Origin of the sequence: Bacillus sp. ISL-18, from assembly GCF_018613415.1 — a bacterium.
Classification (GTDB): domain Bacteria; phylum Bacillota; class Bacilli; order Bacillales; family Cytobacillaceae; genus Neobacillus.
The window spans coordinates 95,314-117,621 of the sequence record NZ_JAGGQG010000005.1; the positions used below are offsets into that span (position 1 = coordinate 95,314).

The 22,308-nt window shown below is 36.8% G+C and carries 21 protein-coding genes; 15 read left to right on the forward strand and 6 right to left on the reverse strand.

The features are described 5' to 3' along the window. Positions 1–972 precede the first annotated feature (972 nt). The 3 genes from J7E81_RS08970 to J7E81_RS08980 form a co-directional block, all read right to left on the reverse strand. On the reverse strand, positions 973–1,122 hold the full coding sequence (locus J7E81_RS08970; RefSeq protein WP_215041814.1) for a hypothetical protein: 150 nt from the start codon (positions 1,120–1,122) through the stop codon (positions 973–975). A gap of 477 nt (positions 1,123–1,599) precedes the next feature. After that, positions 1,600–1,803 carry a hypothetical protein gene (locus tag J7E81_RS08975; protein ID WP_215041815.1) on the reverse strand — a complete coding sequence of 68 codons (204 nt, stop codon included), beginning with the start codon at positions 1,801–1,803 and terminating at the stop codon, positions 1,600–1,602. A 478-nt stretch (positions 1,804–2,281) separates the two neighbouring features. Then, positions 2,282–2,455, reverse strand: coding sequence for a hypothetical protein (locus J7E81_RS08980; protein ID WP_215041816.1), 174 nt, complete (start codon positions 2,453–2,455; stop codon positions 2,282–2,284). A gap of 569 nt (positions 2,456–3,024) precedes the next feature. On the opposite strand from J7E81_RS08980, the gene J7E81_RS08985 reads away from it, so the two are divergent. The 6 genes from J7E81_RS08985 (at position 3,025) to J7E81_RS09010 (ending at position 9,137) form a co-directional block, all read left to right on the forward strand. Beyond that, positions 3,025–3,213, forward strand: a complete 189-nt coding sequence (locus J7E81_RS08985) for a hypothetical protein (RefSeq protein ID WP_215041817.1) — start codon at positions 3,025–3,027, stop codon at positions 3,211–3,213. Positions 3,214–3,925: 712 nt separating this feature from the next. Next, on the forward strand, positions 3,926–4,369 hold the full coding sequence (locus tag J7E81_RS08990; protein ID WP_215041818.1) for a JAB domain-containing protein: 444 nt from the start codon (positions 3,926–3,928) through the stop codon (positions 4,367–4,369). 248 nt (positions 4,370–4,617) lie between these two features. Then, the gene (locus J7E81_RS08995) at positions 4,618–5,745 is read left to right on the forward strand and encodes a tyrosine-type recombinase/integrase (protein ID WP_215041819.1); all 1,128 of its coding nucleotides are present in this window, start codon (positions 4,618–4,620) and stop codon (positions 5,743–5,745) included. Beyond that, a complete protein-coding gene (locus J7E81_RS09000) occupies positions 5,742–7,856 on the forward strand; it encodes a tyrosine-type recombinase/integrase (RefSeq protein ID WP_215041820.1) in 2,115 nt (704 codons plus the stop codon). The genes J7E81_RS08995 and J7E81_RS09000 overlap by 4 nt, the downstream gene beginning before the upstream one ends. Continuing rightward, entirely contained in the window at positions 7,849–8,229 is a 381-nt protein-coding gene (locus J7E81_RS09005; protein ID WP_215041821.1) for a DUF6262 family protein, read from the forward strand. Before J7E81_RS09000 ends, J7E81_RS09005 begins: the two co-directional genes overlap by 8 nt. A 404-nt stretch (positions 8,230–8,633) precedes the next feature. Continuing rightward, positions 8,634–9,137: a hypothetical protein gene (locus J7E81_RS09010; RefSeq protein ID WP_215041822.1), complete on the forward strand. Its 504-nt coding sequence runs from the start codon at positions 8,634–8,636 to the stop codon at positions 9,135–9,137. 246 nt (positions 9,138–9,383) lie between these two features. Here the strand turns inward: J7E81_RS09010 and J7E81_RS09015 are convergent, their stop codons facing one another. Both J7E81_RS09015 and J7E81_RS09020 read right to left on the reverse strand, forming a co-directional pair. Further along, positions 9,384–10,391, reverse strand: a complete 1,008-nt coding sequence (locus J7E81_RS09015; protein ID WP_215041823.1) for a DNA/RNA non-specific endonuclease — start codon at positions 10,389–10,391, stop codon at positions 9,384–9,386. Positions 10,392–11,124: 733 nt separating this feature from the next. Then, complete coding sequence (locus J7E81_RS09020) at positions 11,125–12,102, reverse strand: DUF3231 family protein (RefSeq protein ID WP_215041824.1); 978 nt, start codon at positions 12,100–12,102, stop codon at positions 11,125–11,127. A gap of 867 nt (positions 12,103–12,969) precedes the next feature. On the opposite strand from J7E81_RS09020, the gene J7E81_RS09025 reads away from it, so the two are divergent. The 8 genes from J7E81_RS09025 to J7E81_RS09060 all read left to right on the forward strand — a co-directional run bounded on the left by J7E81_RS09025 (position 12,970) and on the right by J7E81_RS09060 (position 20,410). Further along, on the forward strand, positions 12,970–13,695 hold the full coding sequence (locus J7E81_RS09025) for a zincin-like metallopeptidase domain-containing protein (protein WP_215041825.1): 726 nt from the start codon (positions 12,970–12,972) through the stop codon (positions 13,693–13,695). Between the two features lie 159 nt (positions 13,696–13,854). Continuing rightward, positions 13,855–14,973 carry a tyrosine-type recombinase/integrase gene (locus J7E81_RS09030; RefSeq protein ID WP_215041826.1) on the forward strand — a complete coding sequence of 373 codons (1,119 nt, stop codon included), beginning with the start codon at positions 13,855–13,857 and terminating at the stop codon, positions 14,971–14,973. Between the two features lie 13 nt (positions 14,974–14,986). Continuing rightward, positions 14,987–17,101: a tyrosine-type recombinase/integrase gene (locus tag J7E81_RS09035; protein ID WP_215041827.1), complete on the forward strand. Its 2,115-nt coding sequence runs from the start codon at positions 14,987–14,989 to the stop codon at positions 17,099–17,101. Then, the gene (locus J7E81_RS09040; RefSeq protein ID WP_215041828.1) at positions 17,094–17,474 is read left to right on the forward strand and encodes a DUF6262 family protein; all 381 of its coding nucleotides are present in this window, start codon (positions 17,094–17,096) and stop codon (positions 17,472–17,474) included. Before J7E81_RS09035 ends, J7E81_RS09040 begins: the two co-directional genes overlap by 8 nt. Before the next feature lie 160 nt (positions 17,475–17,634). Next, positions 17,635–18,045 (forward strand): hypothetical protein, encoded by a 411-nt coding sequence (locus J7E81_RS09045; RefSeq protein ID WP_215041829.1) that lies wholly within the window; start codon positions 17,635–17,637, stop codon positions 18,043–18,045. A 160-nt stretch (positions 18,046–18,205) separates the two neighbouring features. Beyond that, a complete protein-coding gene (locus J7E81_RS09050) occupies positions 18,206–18,676 on the forward strand; it encodes a hypothetical protein (RefSeq protein WP_215041830.1) in 471 nt (156 codons plus the stop codon). Positions 18,677–18,758: 82 nt separating this feature from the next. Continuing rightward, complete coding sequence (locus tag J7E81_RS09055; RefSeq protein WP_215041831.1) at positions 18,759–19,229, forward strand: DUF4288 domain-containing protein; 471 nt, start codon at positions 18,759–18,761, stop codon at positions 19,227–19,229. A gap of 161 nt (positions 19,230–19,390) precedes the next feature. Further along, positions 19,391–20,410 carry a YncE family protein gene (locus J7E81_RS09060; RefSeq protein WP_215041832.1) on the forward strand — a complete coding sequence of 340 codons (1,020 nt, stop codon included), beginning with the start codon at positions 19,391–19,393 and terminating at the stop codon, positions 20,408–20,410. A 681-nt stretch (positions 20,411–21,091) separates the two neighbouring features. On the opposite strand, the gene J7E81_RS09065 is transcribed toward J7E81_RS09060, so the two are convergent. Continuing rightward, a complete protein-coding gene (locus J7E81_RS09065) occupies positions 21,092–21,571 on the reverse strand; it encodes a hypothetical protein (protein ID WP_215041833.1) in 480 nt (159 codons plus the stop codon). Between the two features lie 302 nt (positions 21,572–21,873). Between J7E81_RS09065 and J7E81_RS09070 the strand changes: the two genes are divergently transcribed. Then, a complete protein-coding gene (locus J7E81_RS09070; RefSeq protein ID WP_215041834.1) occupies positions 21,874–22,248 on the forward strand; it encodes a DUF2750 domain-containing protein in 375 nt (124 codons plus the stop codon). The last annotated feature ends 60 nt before the right edge of the window (positions 22,249–22,308 follow it).

A 22,308-nucleotide genomic window follows, 5' to 3' on the forward strand; every position in this document is an offset into this window, starting at 1 on the left:
ATAGAATATTTGAGTAAAAGGTACTAAAGAATGACTTTAACAATTAAATATTACTTTTCTCCTGTTTCTAACAGTGAGGTGTAGTAGTAGTATAAGAAATTAAATGAAAACATTAAAAGTACTGTTAATTGGACTGAATGATCGACTTTGGAAAGGGTGGGAGAAAATAACTTCCAAAAAGAGGGTAACAATTTGATATGCTTTTGGGAAAAGAAGATGTTTTCAGATGTCTTCTTTTTTTCGAAGCAATTTATATAATATTGATTTAGTCGCAGTTAAAAAGTATATATTATAAAATTTTAAAAAAATGTTTTGCATGAAAGGATAAAAATCATTTGATATACCATAGTTGAACGGTCATGCCGAAATTAAAGAATCATTCAAAATGAGGAAAAATGCACAAATTAATATAATTCGTATAATACTAATTATACTAATAGTTTGTTGTAGAATGAATTAACTCTCCCTTCCGTTTTTCATGCTTACACTTGTTCAATATATTCCATTAAAAAAAATCTGCCTGTTGGTCCGCAGCAACCCACCATCAAAGTAAGACTTACTTTCTCCTTGTGCTACGAAATTCTGATTAACATTCACAATAACTTCACTCACTCTGTTTTCCCCCTACTTTTTGTTTATCTAGTCCATTTTCTTTGGTCCAATTATTTTTGGGGCCCGTATAGTATATGATAACCGCTTCTTTAACCCATGGTATATTGGCGCATACCAATTTTTAAAAACTTTAATTACTTTTGAAAATTGATTTTGACTAATCGTAAGAAAAAAGACTGTCAACTAATTCGAATTTGTTGACAGTCTGATGCAACCAAATTGGTTGCTTTATTTTTGTTGTTTTAATTAAAGTGGAACGAATATAAATTCAAAAATAACGAAAAAAGACTTTACTACTACAAGAGCGCTCCCACCCTTACAGTAACAAAGTCTTTCCTCGGTTAGCTTAAAAAGCCGTTGTTAAAGTTTGAGTTCCTTCATTGTAGGATTCAATGCTGTACCTTCGAGCATAAGCTCTGGGTGACGTACAACTTCAATCTCAACAAAAGGTCGTAACTCCTGCCTTAGAAAAACTTTTTTACGCTTACGCTTACGGTTCCGTGCCCTCATAGTACAAGTCTCCTTTCGGAAGTCCCTTTCCTATCTGTCACGATTCGTAAGTTTCATGTCATGGGCTTTATGTCGGCAGAGCCCACCCATGACTGGTCCTTGTCACCTGGACCTCGAACTCCGTTACTTTCTTTATCCCATCGGCTGCGCTCATTCAATTGAACCATCTCCTTTGGTTAGGAAAATTGTACAAGGCTAGAAGCCCTGCTAATCTATATATACCCCCAAAGCTCCCATCAAAACCTCTCTTTGAGTTCTTACTGAGCAAAAATACAGTTGCTTTTTATTTATTTCAGATTTTATATTTCAAAAGCGAACACGCAGTTCATTTTCTTCTTTTTATGTACAGAAAATCCTCTAACTTTTAATTCTCTTATCTCATATTCTGCTAAATATGTACGTAATCCAGAAACGGATTTTAAGACCTTACATATTTCTTTATCGTCCAATACCTGACCGGCGTTTTCATGGCAAGGATTAATTCACCTTCGGTATAGTAATTCGGGGGGTTAGTTGTTTAACGGTTACTTGCTCCAATGCTGCGTGATAGGACATTTCCTTTTGTATTTGTTTCCACCAGTGATAAGCAACAAATTCCGGCCGCTTACCTCTTAGTGGAAGACTGGCTCTCTGCATTAACTTGCTGCTAGCCTTGTAGTGTATTTCAATTGTCACATTCATTACGTATCCTTTTTTCTTATAATTTTTGAATGGGAACGAGTCTAGAATCATGTTAAAAAAATGCATCCATCTTAATTAAGCGACAAAAAGGATCGCCACAGCAATCCCGTGTACAAATTAGTTGCATATGTAACTAATACTTTTTGCTTAATAAGTTGCAAGTCAGGGACGGTTGTTTGGAAGATGGGAGTAGCTCCTAGCAGCCTTAAAAATAGACCTTAAAGACTAAAAGAAGAGCAAACTGTTATATCTTTTTCCCTTACGTTGAGATTGCTTTGTATTTTACAGATTTTATCCCTGTTAGGCTATAATCCTATTACTTTATTAAAACAATAGCCAACTTAAGACAAACTAAAACGAAATAATTAAAGTACAATCACCCTTTTCTTTTACAAGCTGTTTAAAAGACACAAAACAAAAACCATCCCATGGGATGGCCTGTTTGTTAACAGAGATGATGTTTTTTTATGTTTTAATTTTAAGCTGTTTTACTTTCTTCTAAGGCATGTTGCCAACTTGGGTAGTAATACAAAGCACTCCGCATTAAATCAGGATAGAGTTGTTTTACCTCTTTTTTCTTTAGAGATTGCCCTTCGCTCTGTAACTTCTGGATGTGAGTAATGACTTCCTTTGATGTTAATGGAACATTCATTTTTCATTCCTCCTTTTCCAAGTTCTCATGATTATCTTCCCCATTGGCTAACAACTGTAAACATATTAAAGACATATTCGTCGCCCTTATGTTTTAGCAAAGCTTAATTATCCGGCTATGCCGGATCATCCAAGAATGGGAGTAAAGATATCTTAGCACCAAGTAATGAACAAAGTATGAATGAATTGTTAAGGTAGTGTTTAACTTGAATTTAACATATTTCTAACAAATAAGAGAGTGTTGATAAACCATTTGCCTGCCTGATATTTAGTACAGGTTTGTAGGGGCAAATGACATAGACATGTTAAGACCTTGGGCTCCTCGCCCAAACCCAGCCAACGGAAGCCCGTTGGATCGCATTATACGCTCGGACCCTAGTCATCTCCTTCTTTGTTCTCTTTATTGTAATCGTTTGCTCATAAGGGCAGTCAAGGGTGCTACGCTAGCGCTTCGCAAACTTTGTGAACTTTTTTAAGAAGAGCGCTTAAAAAACTTCACAAACTTCAAGCCCGTTGACAGCCCTTTTCGCAAAGATTCGGAGAGGTCAAACAAAAAAGGAGTGATAGAGGATGGAAACAGGTTTTCATGGGTTGAAGATAGCAAAATTAAACACAGGATATTATGTAGGTAGATATTTTCAGGAAGACGAAGTTAGTGTACAGTTTGTACGACTAACCGATGATTTCAGGAACAAACAAGAAGCCATCGAGTGGATCGAAGCCATGATGGAAGAGGTGGCTGAGAGGAAAGAGGGGTAAGTCCCCTCTTTTGTTTTTCTTATCTTCTACAGTGTATTGAAGAGCATGGAAAATTCCCGGCTATCGCCAGGAATCATGTCGCTTGCTTCGCTTTGCTCCCACTGATTGAAAGCGAGTAGCCGGGTTTTTAGGGGCATCGAACCCCTAAAAACCCGACTGCCACCATGCTAACGCAAGGAGACAGTACGCTCTTTTTATTCTCAGTCTTTCTAGCGAAATCCTTTTGAATAAAAATCGCTTTTTTCCTTATTGAAAAGCTCGGTATCGAGCCTCGCTTTTCAACCGAGGCTGCTACCTTTCGGCAGCTATTCGCCTCGGGACGCTCAGGCCATGTTTTTTAATGGCAAACGGGCTTCGAGCCCTTTACCATTAGGCGTCTTATACCTGCGGTATGTTCGACTGCCACGCTCGGACGGTAGTGAGTCTTCTTTGTTCTCTCAATTATAATGAATGGGCTTATGACCGCGTGAAGGGCGGGCGCCAGGCAAACAAAATCAGCAAAGCCAAGTAGGCTAAGGGGCAGTAAGGAAGCAAAAAACGCTCCCCAACTGCCCCTAAGTCATTGGGCTTCACTCGTTTTTGAACGACAACGGGCAAAAGCAGGCCCGTTGCCTATGCCTGACTGGCAAGTTCGCTTCTTCGTAAGCGAACCCTTCACCCGGTTTGCGCCCATCATTGCTTCCTCCTCAAACAAAGAAAGGAAGTGTTACATATGGAAAAGGTTTACGAAATTCAACGCATTAAACAAGTGATTCAGGAGGTAGAAGGAGGAGAACAGTACATCGTACGTTCCCCGGAAGATGGCGCGCGGATTGCTGCTCAGTTTATTGGAGATGACGATCGTGAAGTATTCTTTGTGATGTGCCTGAATACGAAAAATCGTGTAGTTGCGGTCCATCGTTGTCATGTCGGAAGTTTAAATGCAAGTATCGTTTCGCCAAGAGAGGTGTTTAAGTCCGCCATCCTGAATAACTGCGCATCGATCATTGTCAGCCACCAGCATCCATCCCAGAATGTTCAACCATCTAATGAAGATATTGAAGTCACGAGAAGGTTGGTGGAAGCAGGTAGGATACTAGGAATCGAGGTTCTTGATCACCTAATCGTGAATGCCGATGCCGAATACTACAGCCTGAAAGAAAAAGGTAGAATGTAAGATTCAAAGGAGAGGGTTCGCTTAACCGTACTATAATTTTAAGAGGATACTATGTCCAATATGAGGGCATGGGTCCTCTTTTTTCTTTCATTGTATACTACATAACTAGAGGTTAAAAAATTAGTCTATTAAGTATATTACGTTAAGGGAACATACTTTTGCTTAAAAGGGTTGGGGACGTAGCCCACAGCGGGAGGCGTAGTCAGGTCAATAGACCGAGCCTGAAAAGGTTCTAGGGGAGATGAATTATGCGTGTACAAGAAGTGATACTGGAAAGTGGCAAGAGGTATATGTTAGTGAATGAAGATGGCACTCCAGTTATTCCAGTAATGAAATACCTAAAGTATCTAGATGTTACAGGTAAAAGCAGCAACACACAGAAGACGTACTGTTATGCATTAAAACAGTATTTCCTGTACTTGCAGGAGACAGGGAAGGATTACAAAGAGATACGATTAGAGGACTTGGTGGAGTTTGTAGGCTGGCTTCGTAGTCCATATGAAAGCACGAAAGTAACATCCCTAATCCCTGTAAAAGCAATGAAAACAGAGAAGACAGTGAACCTGACGGTCACCGTCGTAACGAACTTCTATGACTGTCTGTACCGTAACGAAGAGCTACCACAAGACATGGGTGAGAAAATGTTGCGACAGGTTTTCATAGGTGGACGAACACATTATAAGAGCTTTCTTCACCATGTCAACAAAGATAAGCCATCCATACGGAATATGTTGAAAGTGAAAGAACCTCGCAAGAGGATACAAACGCTCACGAAAGAGCAAGTGCAGCAAGTATTAGGGGCTACGACAAATATTCGAGATAACTTCTTGATTCGTCTCCTGTTTGAGACGGGGGGGCGGATTGGAGAAGCTCTTTCCCTTTTCTTAGAGGATTTCAAATTTGACCACGGAAAAGGACATCGGATTCGTTTGACGGATCGGGGCGAATTGGAGAATGGTGCAAAATTGAAAACAGGTGAACGGGAGATTTTTGTGTCGCAATCTCTCATGGATTTGTATGACGATTATCTGTATGAAGTCATTGACGAGTTGGATGTGGACACAAACTTTGCCTTTGTGAAACTACGTGGCGAGAAGGTAGGCAAACCGATGACGTACAGCGATGTGGAAGCCTTATTCAAGCGGTTACGGCAGAAAACAGGCATTGATATACACCCGCATCTATTCCGACACACACATGCGACAATGTATTACCAGCAAACAAAGGATATTAAACAGGTACAAGAACGTCTGGGACATTCGCAGATTCAAACAACCATGAACCTATACCTTCATCCTTCAGACGAAGACATCCGTAACGATTGGGAAAAAGTTCAGAGTGTGTTTCAAATACAACAGAACGGGGTTAGGGAATGAGACAAATACAACAAGTTAATTCAGAGCAAATTACATTTCATGAACGATTACAGCATGAATTATCAAGCTATCCTGTAAAGACGGTACAAGCTGATGGTTCGGTGATTGTTCAACACGTACAGAATTCCTACTTCCTAATAAGTGACAGTTGGGGTATCAACTTTTTAAAAGACATTCCGCAGTTTCAGGAAATGGTAGAGAACTATACAGGTACAAATCGCAATGTACATTTTCAAATCAATAGTCCTTCGGTGAGTCTTGAAGTGAAATATGTGTGGCATCAAAAACTGTTCCGTGAGGAATGGGCGTTGGGCAGTATTTTCAACGGATACTCACCACATTTGAAAAGGTTGGCGGAATTTCTAAACCAAAAATATCCCGCCCTCCCCTCTCTGCTTGATTTAGATATAGATAGGGCAAAACGAGAATGGTGGTATTGGCTAGAACGACAAGGGGTATCAACTCAAAGAACAACTCAAAATATGACATATGGTGAATACACAATTAATAGTCACAGTGCAAACTTCCTTCAGAATATCCATTCTAATCTCTTTGAATTAACAGATACCCGTGAGGAATGGGAAAAAGACCGATGGGATGTACGAGTATTGCAAGATACATATGGAATTGCTTATGTAAAAAGCATGACTAATTATTATGTAGACTTCACCAAAATTGGACAACTGAATATGCGTTGGCAAGTAAAAAAATACATCAAGCAACGCCTCCTTAGCAAAAACAATTTTTCTTGGGGTACAGCACAGGAATACTTAAAGTTTTTTCCACAATTTTTTTCTTTTATATTCTCATTAGAACCTACATGGAACGATTTAATACAACTCAAACGGTCTCATTTGGAGAAATACATTGAATGGCTACACTCGTATGCAAATAGCAATGTAAAACGGAAGGACGCGAATCCAGCGAGATATATATCAGAAAGACTACACGCTGTAGGGAAGTTTTTAGAAGACATTCAACGATATGAATACGATATAGCTCCTGAAACGCACGTGCGATTATTACTCTTTCCAGAAGACAAGCCGAAACGTAGGAAAAAGTCTATTGACCAAATTGATTACATTCCTGACTTTGTATTAGAGCAACTCTTCACTAATATCAATGATTTGCATGAGGATGTCATTCCAGTGATAAGGGTGGCTTTTAAGACGGGTCTGAGGATTTCAGACGTATTAGGATTAACCTCTGATTGCTTGGAACGTCTCAATGGTAAATACTCTATTGTGACAGATATTGAGAAAACTTATGTTCTAGGACATCGAATTCCAATTGACGATGAACTGGCAAACATTCTCGCAGTTCTCATTCAGCGGTCCAAGGAAAATAGCAACCAAGACAATAATCCCGAAGGGTTTATTTTTGTACGTTATCGTGGTTCTCGAAAAGGAAAACCATATTCTCAAAAATGGATTCAAGAACAACTGAACATCTTGGCAAAAAAGAAAAATATTGTAGATGAGAACGGCAACCTCTTTCATTTTAAGACTCACCAGTTTCGTCACACTTATGCGGTAAAAATGTTGAATGGTGGAGCAGACATATTGACGGTAAAAGAATTATTGGCACACGCTTCTCCAGAGATGACCTTACGGTATGCCATATTGTTAGATGATACAAAACGAAAGGCTTTTGAATCAGTCATAAACCAAGGTGTGTTCAGCTTTGATTTGAACGGTGAGGTACAAAAAATAAAAGAAGGTGAAGACATTCCTCAGGACATTCTACAAGCTCTCTGGCAGGATCATAAGCTGAATGCAATGGACAACCCTTATGGGACGTGTCACGCAAGATTAAAAGGAGATTGCCCACATATGGAAGCCCCACCTTGCCTAACATGCAACGGCGGCAGTCCATGTAAAGACCTGGCGATCGGCTTTTCAGAATTGGACGTAGAGAAATACGAAATGCATGTAAAAACAACGTCCAGATCCGCAGAAGTCGCAAAACAGCATGGTCGTGATGATATGGCAGAGAAGCATGAAAGAAATTTGCAACGTTATAAAGATATTTTAAGTAAAATTCAAGAAGGTAACATTATCTTTGGCAGACAAAATCGGGTAAAGAGAAAGCCAGGTGTAACGAATGTCTGAATATGACCGCTCAGCTCACTTAAAAACTATCCATGTCCAACGGAAAGCAAACACCTATCAGAAAGTAGATCAGGCCATTAAAAGGCTCATACGAGCCAATGAAAAAATTAATTTTAACAGCGTATCAAATGAATCAAGTGTGACGAAAGCAACGCTGTATAATAATGTGAATATTCGTGAAAGAATCGAAACATTAAGACATGAACAATCACAAGTACCTACACATAAACAAGTTAAGCGAGAAATGAATGAGAGCAACAAGGATGCCCTTATTGAATCACTGAAACGGAAGATTAAGAGATTAGAAGATGATAAAAAGCAACTTAGGGGCCAATTGAAAGTAGCTTACGCAGAGGTATATAAAAAGTATTAGTATTAATTGGAGAAAGGTGCTCTTCCTTTCAAATACTTCGTCAACACTATACATTGTCATAATATCGACCACCTTTTAAAACAACATATGTTTTATTAACTTCATTATAAAATAATTGTTGTTTTAAATAAAAAGGAGAAAACATATTAGACATGTTTAATATGTTTTCTCCTATATTTTTTATGGCTTTTTATAATTTAGGTCTTGATAAGCGAACCCTCTTCTTTGTTTTTTACATTATTTTGTGTTTTCGTCTTGTATGGGGCATCGAGCCCCAACAAGACGGCTGCATCCATGCTACGCAAGGATGCAGCAAAAAGAAATGATAAAATAGGTCTCGTTGTTGACTTAGTCAACGTTTTGTATTATTGTTAAGTTGACTTAGTCAACAGGAGGGAAATTAAATGAAACGCTCCACAAAACGGATCATTGAAAAGTTTCCGAATTTTAAAGCTAAATTAAAGGCTTATGAGAACATTTTATCAGTGGAAGAAGCCATGCAAGGATTAACAGAAGTTGAAGCTGTATTCTTAAGACTAACTTGGTTTTTTGAGGCTCCTGAACAGGAAAGTTTTAATATCGGGTTATTTTATCACCATTTAGATAATGAATGGCTTGAATTTGCGTTAGAATTAATGATTCAGTTCTTCAGAGAGGATACGTATTTAATTCAACAACCTACCTTTTCCATTCTTCGAGAAACGCCAGATCATTATTTTAATCAAAAGCAGTTTGCTGATTTCTTATCGGAAAATGGCTTGAATTATGATAAACGAAAATTAAATGTGTATTACAGTCGAGGTAAATTGCCGAAAGCAGATGTTGAATTTGCTGGTACCCCCTATTGGAGCAAATCTACAGTCGAAATGTTTTGCGAACAGGAGAAGGAACGATTGAAAAAGGAATAAGGTAAGAGTTACAACCCAGACTAGGTTAACCAGTACTTGGTTAACCTTAAAATCAATGAATGTTATGCACATTGTGAAAGGTAGCGTCAAAGCGTCCACCTGATTCAACTAGCCTTGAACAAGAAAAGCGATCCTTCTTTATTGAAGAATCGCTACCCTTTAGTGTAAGTACAACCCTTCACAAACTTTGTTTTTTGAGCAAAAAAAAGCTGCCAATGCAACCAATTCTTAAGCTTTTCCACCCATTTATTCACCTACTAAGCCATCACCATCTCGATCATCCATATATTTATAGAGCCATGAATCACGCGTAATTGGCATTTTAAAGCCAGCAGCTTTGGCTTCAGCGATCGTAACACTTCCATTATGATTGGTATCTACCTTACTAACATCTTCATTACTACTTACCGGTTCGTTTGCTTGTACATTGTCTGTTTTCGGTGGCGTACTGTTTGTGCCTGTCGTTTCACCTAAATTTTTGTTCACTTCATCTGGGTTTACATTGTCAAATTCATCTGTAATGCTTCTGCCCTGAATTTTGTATGTGAATTTATAATGATTAGGAATTTGTGTCTGAGTATTTGGATATTGAATCACTGCTACGAAATCTGTACAACCTCCTGCATCTCGAATCACCTTTTCCATATAAGCTTGATCGCCGTGCCTATTGAGAGTGCTGTCCTGAGGTGTAATGTTATATGCGTTTGATACTCCCCCAAGTGAGTCAGCAATCACATGCCCTTTATCCAAGGTTGGACTCTCTGTACCAGGAACATTTGCTTCATCAGAGTAATATCTACCTGATGACAAAACATGATCAGTATTCGGATTTTGGAGTGTTATATTTTTTGCCTCAACACGAATTAGCTGTCCGTATTCATTTGTAAAAGCCCAATATTCCCTGTCGCCAAACCCGATATCAACTCTTACATTAGGCTTTCTATATCCTGACATATCTCCGCCATCTATTGCAATTAGTGTATATTTACTGTAGTCAAAGTCACCATTAACACTTGTTATCGTTGGTGTACTAGTGGCAGGAACGCTTGGACTAACTGCGCTTTCACTAGTCGTTTTTTTGACTTCATCGTTAGGTGTATTTTTTTTGCTTTCAACAGTGGCCTCTTTCTTTTTGCTTACTTCTTGAGTTTTATTTATTTTGATTTTTTCCTCTTTGCTAGTTGTTTCATTTGATGAACAAGCTGCAAGGAAAACTAATAAAAACGCCATAAATAAGTAGGTTAATTTCTTCATGAATTGTCCCCTTTTTGTAAATATCTGTAGAAATACCAATACTATTATACTACTAAAATACTTCAAAAAACGAATAAATTTATATAATTTAAAAAGGATTCCAAGCTAAAGCTGAAACCCTTTAATCTTAACTCCAACAAATTTATATTCCCCATATGATAATCCTAATATTATTAACCTAGTTATGCTAAAACTCCTTATTCCATTAAAGGGTGCTTATATATAGTATCCGTTTCAAATCATTGATATGGTACACCTTTTATCATTGTTTACATGTAACCATAGAAAAGCGTTTAAGGACTTGACTTGGAGCCTCTGTGGGCATGATTGGTCTTGAAAGGCTGAAGCCGTTGTTTCATCTGGCAAACGAGCCTATCATACATACCCACCCCTTCAAGTAAAGTCCTATCGTTGTTTACGTTGAGAACTATAATTACTTACTCAATATAATAAGTAAACAAAGTTAGAAAATAGGCTGTTTTTGTTTCGTTATTTACGATGAATACGGTCAAAAATCATACTACATATAACTGCCCGTTACTTGGATAAGGAAAATGCCTTGCTCCCTTATTGAAGCAAGGCACCCAGAAAGTTTAAGTGTAACATTTCACAATCTCGTTATTGAATTAATAAAGGCGACCTTCATCCTTCAATCAGTATATTGGCAGCCTTGATTTTCATCTAATCACCGATAGATTAAGATTGATATGTGCACTATTATATTGTTTCAGGCTCATTTTTCTTTCGCCATAGGTAATTGATCAAGGAAATTGTTTTTAATCATAAGGTTAGCTGCGTCTTCTCCATAAACAAGGGTTTCTGACATAAAACGCATGAAATGAACTCCTATATCTTTTCTCATAACACTAGAGAGTGCAGCACCATAACGTGCTGCAGCTTGTGAAGTTAATGCTGAATGCTTATAATGGATCAGTCTATCGGAAAAAGGTGAAGTAACCGTTTCTAAAATTTCACTGTCCCATGAAGGAAGATTAGGCAAGCCATTTTGGGAAAGAATTGATTGGAATTCATTCAGATGCTTTTGGAAGATTTCAACCCCTTCTTGATAATGTTTTTTCAAATCAGAGGACTTTGTTACCTGTGCAGCTCCTCTAATAAATTCCTTGTGAATTTCAGTTGCTCGAAAATTATAAACAATTTGCCCAATTTCTTGAGCATTTATTGGTCTTTTACTCGTAAACCATCCACCCAAATACTCTTGTGAATTTACCTTTTCAATCGTGTTTGGCGTTGGAATATGTATCTCAGGCAAAACGAATCTTTTGTTTACCATAATATCCATACAACGATTAAGTATTTCTGAGGCGTTTTGAATGCATTTCTGATAAAAACGACGAATGTCAGGACGAGTCGAAGTATTTAATGATAGAGAAAACACAGTAGTTGCTGCCTGAGCTAAACTATATTTTAAAAGTAAAACATAATTATCGGTAAAAAGGGGCTCTCCATTTACATTTACATCTTTTTCATCAAACGGCTGAGGAAGAGGTTCACCTGCTTCAATCAAGAAAGATTTAGACTGTTCCGCTTCCTCCGTTGCAAACTTTTCAGCAAGTTGAAGCATTTTATAGATGTCCTTATCCTTAGTTGTTGCGATAAAATGACGGGAAACCCATATTCCCATCGTATCTGATACATAGGATTGCCAAAGATTAGAAATCTCCGCTGGTTCCAATTTGCTTCTTTCCACAGTGATAACTTCCTTTTTAATAATTTTCTTCCTTAATTTTTACTATGTATTATTACCTATATTTTTTAATTTATGGATTTTAATAATATATGGGATAACTTTACAAATTTTAACTTTATTTAGCTAAACTGCTAGTTACTTTAAGTGTGACTTTTCACAAACAATCTTTAATCAGTATATCTGCTGTTGTGTTTCCTCAACAATCTGGCCCGTTTGTTTAACTAGCCTTAAGGCTAGTTTTATTCTTTAGAAATAACTATAAAAAAGCTTTGGTTATTAATCTAAAAAAATTGCTTTGCCCGGCAGCACTACAGACTGATCAGAAAGCAAAGAACGCTTTCTGTCATTCTGTACGTGTCGCTTCGGCATTAAATGGCCCGATAACCACGGAATGTAAAGCAAGGAAAAAAACGCCTTTCTTAACATTCCGTAGGTTACTGTTCCATTTACGGCTGACGCCGCCATACCGAACGAGCCGAAAATCTTTAAAAGATGAAAAGACAAAACCTTAAAAACAATGGAAAGCAGTCTTATGGCTGCTTTTTATTATGTATTTTTCCCTTTTGCCTTCCGAGCGTAAAACAGCGCAAGCCGACTAACCTTCCAGCCGGTAGGTACCCGAACCTTTCCGGCTGGAAACTAAGACGGCTAGGGAGCCAATCAAGGGGCAAAAAACTTTTTTGCTTAAGAACGCTAAACGCAACAGCAAAAAACTTTTTGTGCTGATCCCTTGACCGGTCCCTATGCGTGTTTTTCGTTCTCCTTGCAAAAGGGGAAAAATACTCCCCTTTAGGGGACTTCCTCGCTTCGCAAGGCAAAAAGAAAAAATGAAAATCCTTAAAAGAAAAATCAAAGGAGGAAAAACAAGTGACAAATAGTGTTTATGAACTCGTAACCAACAAAATTATTGAGAAACTGGAACAGGGAACTGTGCCTTGGATGGCGCCATGGACCAATTCAAATGCGGTTAACTGGAAAACACAAAAACCATACCGGGGAATCAATATTTTCCTAGTGGAGCCGGGGGAATATGCTTCAAAAAAGCAGATTTTAGAAGCGGGTGGACGAATTAAAAAAGAAGAACTAAAAAATTCCCATATCATTGTCTATTGGCTTTGGAAAGAGACTGAGGACGAAGAAACAAAGGAAAAAAAGACTTTTGCCAAGCCTTTCTATTACCGAGTTTGGGAGATAAATAGACAGTGTAACGGCTTAGAAAGTAAAAGAAGGGTTGAAACTTTTGACCATAACCCTATCGAAAAAGCCGAGGGGATTTATAAAGGATATATCAACGCACCAGACTACACGTTTAATTCGGGTAAGGCAGTCTATTACCCGACATGGGATAAAATTAATTGTCCCCCTATCAAAGATTTTAAGGTTCCGGAGGAATATTATTGCACCCTTTTTCATGAAATGGTCCATTCGACTGGACTTCAAAACCGTTTAGCTCGTCCAGGCATCACGACACAAGGCGTTGCATTCGGGGATGAGGTTTACTCCAAAGAAGAGTTAGTCGCTGAAATGGTTAAACAGACTATATTTAAAAGAGGATACTATGTCCAATTTGATGGCATATATCCTCTTTTTTAATACATATTGGAATCTATAACCAGATGTTGAAAGGATAGTCTAATATGTATATAAAGATTAAGGAACATATGCTTTTTAGTTGGAGGACGTAGCCCACAGCGGGAGGCGTAGTGAGGTCGTAAGACCGAGTGTAAAAAGGGTTTAGGGGGTGAAGGATCTATGCGTGTACAAGAAGTAATCCTAGAGGAAGGAAAGAGATACATATTAGTAGATAGGGAGGGCATTCCTGTAATTCCTGTCGTCAAGTACCTCAAATATTTGGATGTGACAGGGAAAAGCAGCAACACCCAGAAGACTTACTGCTATGCGCTAAAGCAGTATTTCCTTTATTTACAGGAGAAAGAGAAAGATTACAAGCATATAAGATTAGAAGACTTGGCGGAGTTTGTGGGATGGTTACGGAATCCCTATGAGAGCACGAAGGTGACGTCTCTTCGACCTGTACAGGCAAAGAAAACAGAGAGGACAGTGAACCTTACGGTTACAGTGGTAACAAACTTCTATGATTACTTATATCGTAATGAAGAGCTGCCACATGACATGGGTGAGAAGTTGATGCGACAAATCTTTACAGGAGGAAAAACACGATATAAGGGTTTCTTGCATCACGTCAATAAAGGCAAACCGTCCGTACGGAATGTGCTGAAGGTAAAAGAACCTCGCAAGAGGATTCAAACACTCACAAAGGAACAGGTACTACAAGTGATTGCAGCGACAACCAACATACGGGACACCTTCCTGATTCAACTCCTATTTGAGACAGGATTGCGGATTGGAGAGGCTCTCTCCTTGTTCATGGAGGATTTCAAATTCGACCATGGAAAAGGGCATCGTATCCGCCTGACGGACCGCGGGGAATTGGAGAACGGCGCGAAGCTCAAAACAGGTGAACGAGAGATATTTGTGTCGCAAGCGTTGATGGATATATACGATGATTACCTGTACGAAGTGATTGATGAACTGGACATTGATACCAACTTCGTGTTTGTGAAGCTGAGTGGAAAGAATATGGGTAAGCCCATGACATACAGTGATGTCGAGGCTCTTTTCAAACGGTTGCGGCAGAAAACAGGGATTGATGTTCACCCACATCTGTTCCGTCACACACATGCGACGATGTACTATCAGGAGACAAAGGATATCAAACAGGTGCAAGAGCGTCTGGGACATTCCCAAATCCAAACGACCATGAACCTGTACCTTCATCTTTCAGAAGAAGACATCCGTAAGGATTGGGAAAAGGCACAGGGCGCATTTGAGATGCAGAAAAAACACTGAAAGGCGGGAGAAAATGAAACAGAAACAACAAACAAATACAGGGGAATTAGGGTTTCATGAACGATTGCAGCAAGAGCTATCAATCTATCCTATGAAAACAATTCAAAGTGATGGTTCTGTTACCATTCATCATGTGAAGGACCCTTATTTCTTAATTAATGATGTTTGGAATATAGCTTTTTTGGAAAACATTCCACAATTTAAGAAAATGGTTGAGGACTTTAATGTCAAAAAAAACACAAAAAGGAATGTGCATTTTGAATTTAACAGTCCTAACGTCAACCTAGAAGCGAAATATGTCTTTTATCAAAATCTATTTAACGACAAATGGACGTTGACTACCCTTTTTATATCTCATTCACGGTACCTGAGAAAATTGGCAATATTTTTGAAAGAAAAATATCCTTCTCTTCACTCTATCCTTGATTTAGACATAGAGAAAACAGAACGAGAATGGTTGTTTTGGTTAGAACAGCAGGGGATTTCAACACAAAAAAAAATCAAAAACGTTTGGACGTATGGCAAATACACGCCTATAATCTACATTTTGCGTACAATCTATTCCAATTTATTTGCATTGACTGATACACGGGAAGAATTGGACAAAGACCGATGGGATGTAAGAATACTGCATGATAAGTATGGGATTAATTATGTGAAGAGCTCTACTAATCATTACATTGATTTTACCAAAATTGAACAAGTTAATATGCGCCAACATGTCAAAAGATATATTAGTTTACGCTTACTTGGAAAGAACAATTTCTCTTGGTCAAGGGCTACACACTACTTAAAAGCCCTACCTAATTTTTTTTTAATCCTGTTTTCGTTAGAGCCGACATGGACTGACTTAAAAGAGTTGAAACGTTATCATATAGAACAATATATCAAATGGTTGAATAAGCACGCGAAAGAGATTTCAATAAAAAATGCACACCCTGAGTATTATATATTACAAACTCTTAGTGTTATTAGAAAATTTCTTGATGATATACAGCGGTATGAGTATGATATTGCCCCTGAAACTGATATAAGATTATTATTTTTTCCAGAAGACAGGCCAAAGCTAAGGAAGAAGACATTGGACCAAATTGACTATGTTCCTGATTTTGTGTTAGAACAACTCTTCAAGCATATAAACGATTTACATAAAGAAGTCATTCCAGTTATATGGATAGCTTTTAAAACAGGTCTACGAATTTCGGATGTATTAGGCTTAACCTTTGATTGTTTAGAGCGACTAAACAGTAAATATTCTATAGTTACAGATATTGAGAAGACCTATGTACAAGGACATCGAATACCAATTGACGATGAGCTAGCAAACATTCTCGCAGTTCTCATTGAGGAGTCCAAGGAAAACAGTAACAAAGACAATAATCCAGAGGAATTCATTTTTGTACGTTATCGTGGCTCTAGGAAGGGGAAACCTTATACCCAATATTGGGTTCGACTAGAATTAAATAAATTAGCTTACAAGAAAAACATTGTAGATGAGAACGGGAACTTATTTCATTTTACGAATCATCAATTTCGCCATACCTACGCAGTAAAAATGTTGAACGGCGGTGCAGACATTCTAACAGTGCAAGAGTTATTAGCCCATGCTTCCCCCGAAATGACCTTACGGTATGCCAAATTGTTAGATGATACAAAGCGTAAGGCATTTGAATCTGTCATCAATCAGGGTGTATTCAGTTTCGACTTGAACGGTGAAGTACAAGAAATTAAAGCAGGTGAAGACATCCCGCAAGACATCCTTCAAGCTCTCTGGCAGGATCATAAATTGAATGCGATGGACAACCCATACGGGACGTGTCATTCAAGGTTGAAAGGGAATTGCCCTCATATGGAAGCCCCACCTTGCCTCACGTGCAATGGAGGAAGCCCGTGCAAAGACTTGGCAATCGGCTTTTCAGAATTGGATGTAGAGAAATACGAAATGCACGTAAAAACAACGTCCAGAGCCGTGGAGGTCGCAAAACAGCATGGCCGTGATGACATGGCAGAAAGGCACGAACGGAACTTACAGCGATACCAAGGTATATTGGACAATATCCGTGAGGGGCATGTCGTCTTCGGTAGACAAGATCGCATGAAGAGAAAGCAAGGTGTAAAAAATGGCTGATTATGACCGCAGAGAACAGTTAAAAAAGATTCATGCCTCACGGAAGTCTGCCACCTATCAAAAGGTCGATGAGGCCATTCAACGGCTCGTACGAGCTAACGTGAACATCAATTTCAACAGCGTAGCAAGTGAGGCGGGCGTAGCGAAAGCTACGCTATACAACAACCTTGAGTTGCGTGATCGGATTGAATCCTTGCGACAACAACAAGCGAAAGCACTTACATCGAAGCAAATCAAACGAGAGATGGATGACAATAATAAAGATGCCCTGATTGCTTCTTTACAGCGTCGCATTAAGAAGCTAGATGGTGAAAACAAAGAACTAAGAGAACAATTGAAAGTGGCTTACGCAGAAGTATATAAAAAAATCTGAGGGAACACCGTTCCCTTCTTTCTTCAACGAAAGGGCCAGATTCTTTAGTAACGCTAATGGATCTTGTGAAGAAGTACACTTAAACTAAAGCAGCAGGTTACTTCAAGAAGGAAATTGAATATTTAAATTATAATACTACTATCTTTACTGAGGTGATGATATGAGATTTACTTATTATCGAAATCTTAATAAAAACGAAAAGTATGTGACAACTAAAAAACAAGTTAAATCTTATCTCTCTAATGATGAAAATATAACTGTTGTATTTGGTTTAAGAAGAGTATTTGAACTTGATAGCAGATGCTCAAATGTGCTTAATATTAAAGGAATAGTTGTTGCTTCTGCTTATTGTAACAGAGATAAAACAATAGGTGTTTCGTTCTTTCCAATACCTCAAAACATCTATGATGAAAAAGCGTACGAAGAATTCAATAACGCAATTTTACCTCAAATAAAAAAATGGATCGAAGAACAAGTAGCAAAACCAGAAACAGCAATCTTAGGAGTTGAAAAATTAATAATCGAATGGAGTGAAAAGAATCATTTGTTTCATAGTGTGAGGTTTCTATAATAACCCTCAAAAGTTATGCGGAAACGGTAGCTTCTTGAACTAACTGGTGCGATACTTAAACATGGGTATCGCTTTTCTTATTGAAGTAACTGGCAGTTTAGTTTAACAAGAACAACTGATAAAATAACAATAAATTAGTATAAAAAGGTGTTGCTTATATTTGGAACAAGTTAGAATATATAGAATTTCCCTACTACCAATATTAGGTTTTATATGCTTTGGATTATTATGGTGTCTCTTGTTCATTTTGGCTTTAAAAGAAGGGATTTCTTTCGCTTATATGATTTCATTAATTTTTCCATTTACTTTTATTGGCTATGGTATTTACCTTTGGAGGAAACGTAAAGAGGGTAAGGGATTTTATTGGGATGATGAAGGAATTGTAATTGATTTGAAGGGTAATAGGGTTTATTGGAAAGAAATAGAAAGCATTAAATATTCTAAAGGTAGGTCTGGAACCTCCACAGTTATTTATCCACATTATACAAATCACGAAAAGATAAGAATTCGTCGTAATAAATGGATGCCAACAACTGCCTATTCAATTGCTTGGATATTAATAGAAAGTCCAAATGAGTTTCACGAAAACTTAATACAAACCTGGGAAGAAAAAAGCAATTTGAAAAAATGATGTTAAGTTTTTATGGATTCCTAAAAAATTAAAATATAATAGATTTTATAAGACAGAAATGACTTTACTTAGGAGGGGGAACATGAAAAAAAGACTTAGAAAAAAATTGTCCAAGGAATGGGAATGGTATGCAGTAAAAGTATTGTATGAATGCAACATCTCAGGAAACCCTTCTCCAGAAATCATTGATGAAAATTACTCTAATACACACAAGACTTTTGAAGAAAGCATTATTCTTGTTAAAGCATCTTCTTTTGAGAAGGCTTATGTAATAGCTGAAAAAGAAGCAAAAAAAGCTGAAATTGATTACTTAAATCCATACGAAGAACTGGTTGAATGGAAATTTGTTGAAGCGTTAGATTGCTTTAAAATGTTTGATGAAAAACTTCAATCAGGTACAGAATTATATTCTCGATTTTTGCGTGTTCCTAAAGATATATCTAGGGAGAATGTTATTTCTCATTACTATCCAGAAACAGTTGAAGAAGATGAAGTTGACCAGAATTTCATTTTGAGAAACAAGAATTTTAATGCCAGACCAAACTCTAAATAAGCGATTTAGGGTTGTGTTACTTCTTGAACTAACTGGTGTTTGAGTTTAGCAAAGAGTCGTAGCTGCGGCTCTTTTTCTTGTATCACAAACTGGGCAGGTTAGTTGCAGAAGGATAACGGTGAAAGTAGACTTAAAGTGAAACTAACTTGGAGGCAGATTTTATGTTTCAAATGAACCTAATAAAGAATTTAAAAACTTCTTATGGAATAGTGCTATCAAATGACAAGAAGTTATTATGTCATATTATGGGAGGAAAAACAGTCATATTCGATACAAAAACTTGGGAAAAAGTTATAGAATTGAAAAAGCCAAATAATCCAAGTCATCTTCACTTTTCCCAAAAGGATGAAGTGCTGTACATAAAAAACACTGTTGGAACATTTTGTGTTTATGACACTAAGGACTTTCAACTCGTCAAGACATTTAAATCTGGGAAATCTTTTCAAATAGTAGAAGGGAACTTTGCACTGCTTGAAAATCCATTTACTATTCTAGATGTCCTTAAAATCAATAACCAAAAACAGGTTTGTTCACTTAATATTGAAACAGGGAATTATCAGATATTAACTGAACTTGAAGGGACGCATATTGAATTTAATCAATTTATCCCATATGATAATTCCTATTTATTTACCTTAAGTTATTTGGTAGGGGTAAAAGGTTATTTAAGATATAAGTTAATTAAGGTTGTAGACCCTTCAGTAAAACCATCTTATTCTATTGTAGAAAATTTAGGAATAACAAATTGGGATTTGGTTTGTTATGAGCCCGTTCATCAAGTATATATATTTGTTCACGAGGACTATAAATTAACAATTATGGATGCTAATTTAAAAAACATCCTAAGAAAAGAACACTTGTTGGATAAAGGAATAAAAAAAATCAATAAAAAATTCGCTTTAGAAATTGAAGATGATTTTTATGAATTGCAAAAGATTCTTGATGAAAATGAAAATGAATATTTTGTTCATATTGCTCCTTCCTACGATGGTAATTACATTGTTCTCACTTCAAGTGATAGGGTCTTTATATTAGGATTTGAAGACTTAACCCCTATCCAAATTGCAGAATTAGAATACGCCTGTTTTGCAGAATTTAGCAAAGATGATACTTATTTTCTTGTTGGTACTTGGACAAAAGGCTTTGTATTTGAGAATAATCTTAAGGGATTAAAACTTTAACACATAGTTATTCAACTAACAGGTAGCTTTTGTTGAGGATGATCGTCGCTGCGGCGGTCATTTTTTTTTGTTGAGCTAACGGGGCAGAATTGTTGAATAAGAAGGTAAATCTTGAACCAATACAGAATTACATTGTTAGCGGAAAGTGAATCTTGAAAGGGTGAGAAAAAATGACTTACTTTTTCAAAATATGAAGAACAAGAGCAAAAGATACAAGGTAATATACTATTCAATGCTATTGTCTTTACTCTTAAATTTTGTTAGTGCTCTAGTCATTTGGATTAGGGTTGAATTCTACAATAAGAACTTGTAAGGGTTTTGGTGGATTTTTTTCTTTTCAGGATTAAGTGTGATTCTAGGTGCAATCTTAGATAAAAAAGAAAAGAGTTAAAATTTTAACGTCTTTTCGATATTGGTTGCAATCCCTTGAAATACTGATGGATTGCTTATCCTTATTGAAGTAACTGGCAGTTTAGTTGAACAAGCTTTGTATTAAAATAACATTAAAAATATTAGGGGTTGATTATTAGGTTAGAACGATTAAAAATTGTGGCTGCGTTAGTCAGAAATCCAAATAAAAAAGCGATTCCTTAACGTAAAAGAAATCGCTTTTTTAAGGTCAATTTTTGCATAGTTATTAATTCTATCGTCTTTTTTATTAATGATACTACTTACTTAAGTTCATACATTAGCCCTGCTATATAATTTATTTTCTACACTACATATCCATTTATAAAGGCCTAACAAGATTATAAACAGAATAGGATTGAGAACTACTGAATACCACAAATTCCACCATCCGTAATTAAAAAATCCCCAAGGTTCAGGAATCAATGTGATTACTTCATATAGTAAAGTACCGATTTCCCAAAAGAAAAGATAAAGAATCTTTTGGGTTATTGTACTTTTAAAGGGATACCAATTTAGAAACATCATATTAATAGGTGGAAGTAATGCGATATGTGCAGGCAATCCTTCCCAATCTTCGTTTTTTGTAAAATACCAGTACCCATTAAATTTTAAATCTACAAAAATATCGAATGTTTGTTGAAAAGCAATTGTAAATAACCAAATATGAATAATTTGGTTGGTTGTTAGGTTCTTATTTGTTTTAAATGCGATGAAATTAAATAAAATGATTGCAATAATAAGTCCGATCATAATTAGTCTCCTTTTTATTCCCAAATTATTGTATAATATTGGAAACGTTTTCGACAAGGAGAAATAAATAAATGTATATATTTACCATTAATATCCCTGTAATTACAGCCCGTTCGTAAAAATTAGATTTCTGAATACATTCTAGCAACATAATTGTTAGGCTCTTTATGTTTTCAAAAGTAAATCTAATTACCTTTCTTATTGAAGTAACTGGGCAGGTTAGCGAAAGAAGGTATTTTATTTTCTGCTGAAGAATTATAGCTAAATGGATTTTTTTAATCGAGTCGCTGGAGGAAAAAGAAATGAATCAAAAAGAATTTGAATCGGTCATAAAACAACCACCAAATGTTAGATATGAGTATTTTATTAAAAAGGTCGTAGATTATGAAGAAGTTTGGGGGCTATATGATAATGGTTGGGCAACTGCACAGGATGATGACGGAAATATGCTGATTCCTTTCTTTCCTAAAAAAGAATTTGCGGAAAGCTGTGCAGTTTATGAGTGGAGTAACTTTAAAGCTGAGCCAATTGAATTGGATGAGTTTATTAATGAATTTCTTATTCCAATGAAAGAGGATAGAGTTAAACCATCCATATTCCCTATAGACAATGATACAGCAGTGGTCGAAGTAGATGAAATTTTAAGGGACTTAAACAATGAATTAGAAAATTATTAAAGAAAAGACCCCTTTTGAGAATTAGAAGTTTGTGAAAAAATGTACTTACGCTAACTGGGT